This window comes from Hyphomonas sp. UBA3601, from assembly GCF_002375605.1.
Taxonomy (GTDB): Bacteria; Pseudomonadota; Alphaproteobacteria; order Caulobacterales; family Hyphomonadaceae; genus Hyphomonas.
This window is the reverse complement of the sequence record NZ_DFME01000090.1, coordinates 16,725-18,193: the sequence shown is the minus strand read 5'-3', so window position 1 is coordinate 18,193 and position 1,469 is coordinate 16,725. Positions and strand designations below refer to the sequence as shown.

General features: G+C 59.8%; 2 protein-coding genes. Both read right to left on the bottom strand.

The annotated features are described in order from the left end of the window. Positions 1–26 precede the first annotated feature (26 nt). Positions 27–257, bottom strand: a complete 231-nt coding sequence (gene lptM / locus B4F73_RS09200) for an LPS translocon maturation chaperone LptM (protein WP_290483079.1) — start codon at positions 255–257, stop codon at positions 27–29. 6 nt (positions 258–263) lie between these two features. Continuing rightward, positions 264–1,469, bottom strand: a 1,206-nt coding sequence (gene argH, locus B4F73_RS09195) for an argininosuccinate lyase (protein ID WP_290483078.1), incomplete at its 5' end; no start/stop codon positions are given.

Genomic DNA, 1,469 nt, shown 5'->3' with positions numbered 1-1,469 from the left:
TCTTGGGTAATTTCATGGAATGCTTCCTACGCGCCGCCGAGCAATTCATCATCGGCTCCGGTATCGCTGCCTTCGTCTTCACGGTCCGGTAGGCTTGGCAGGTTGTTCTGATTCTGGTCCGGCAATTCAGCGGGTTCCAGACCATCGGTTGGCTCACCCCAAAGCGGGTCAGGGCGTTTCAAATCCCCGGTCAGGCCACACGCGGCCAGATTGGCAGATGCGAGCAGCGCCGCAGCGAGAAGAAGAGGGCGTTTCATCAATGACTACTCCAGTCGAAGTCTCTGTTTCCACTGTGCCACTTGTTCGGCAACGCGAACAGGGCTTGTAGCGCCATAAGATGTCCGAGATGAGGCAGACGCCTCAACTGTCAGCACATCGAATACCGCATCGGTAATTTCGGAGTTCACGCTCTGCATGTCGGCCAATGTCAGATCTGACAAATCGCAGGCCTTCTCCTCAGCCTTCGCGACCAGTTGGCCCGTGACATGGTGGGCATCCCGGAACGGAAGACCCAGCTCACGAACCAGCCAATCAGCAAGGTCGGTGGCGGTCGAAAATCCCTTCGCGGCTGCCGCGCGCATATTATCGGGTTTGAAACGGATCGTCTCGATCATGCCGGTCATGGCGCGAACACAAAGATTATAGGTGTCGAAGGCTTCAAAGGTCAGGCGCTTGTCGTCCTGAAGGTCCTTGGCATAGGCCAGCGGTAGCGCTTTGACCGCGCCCTGCAGGGAGCTGTAGAGGCCTGTAATCAGGCTGGCCTTGGCACGGATCAGTTCGGCAGCATCCGGATTGCGCTTTTGCGGCATGATGGACGAACCGGTCGACCAGGCGTCGGTGAGCTGCGCAAATCCGAACTGTGCACTGGTCCAGAGCACGATCTCTTCGGCAAGGCGAGACAAATGCGTCGCAGCGATGGACAGGGCCGCCAGTGCCTCCAGTGCAAAATCGCGCGCCGACACCGCATCCAGCGAATTGGCCATGGGGCGGGCAAAGCCCAAGGCTTCCGCGGTCATGTCTCGGTCGATGGGGAATCCGGTGCCAGCTAGCGCCGCAGAGCCCAGCGGGCACTCATTCAAACGCTCGGCACAATCGAGCAGGCGCGAGCGGTCGCGTTCCAGCATTTCGGCATAGGCCAGCAAATGATGGCCCAGTGTGACGGGCTGTGCGGTCTGGAGGTGCGTGAATCCCGGCATCACGGTTTCTGTATTCTCGCCGGCGCGACTGACCAGAGCGCTCTGCAGGCCAGCGACCAATTGCATGGCCTCGTCGAGTGCGCCGCGGGTCCAGAGGCGAAAATCGGTGACGACCTGGTCATTGCGCGATCGCGCCGTGTGCAGTCGGCCTGCGGGTTCGCCAATCAGCTCCTTCAGGCGCGCTTCGACATTCATATGAATGTCTTCGAGCTCCCGGCGGAAAGGGAACGATCCGTTCCTTAATTCCTCGGCAACCGTATCAAGGCCGCCCTG

Excerpts from the sequence above, each read along its gene's own strand:
- lptM (WP_290483079.1), bottom strand. The coding sequence starts at position 257 with ATGAAACGCCCTCTTCTTCTCGCTGCGGCGCTGCTCGCATCTGCCAAT.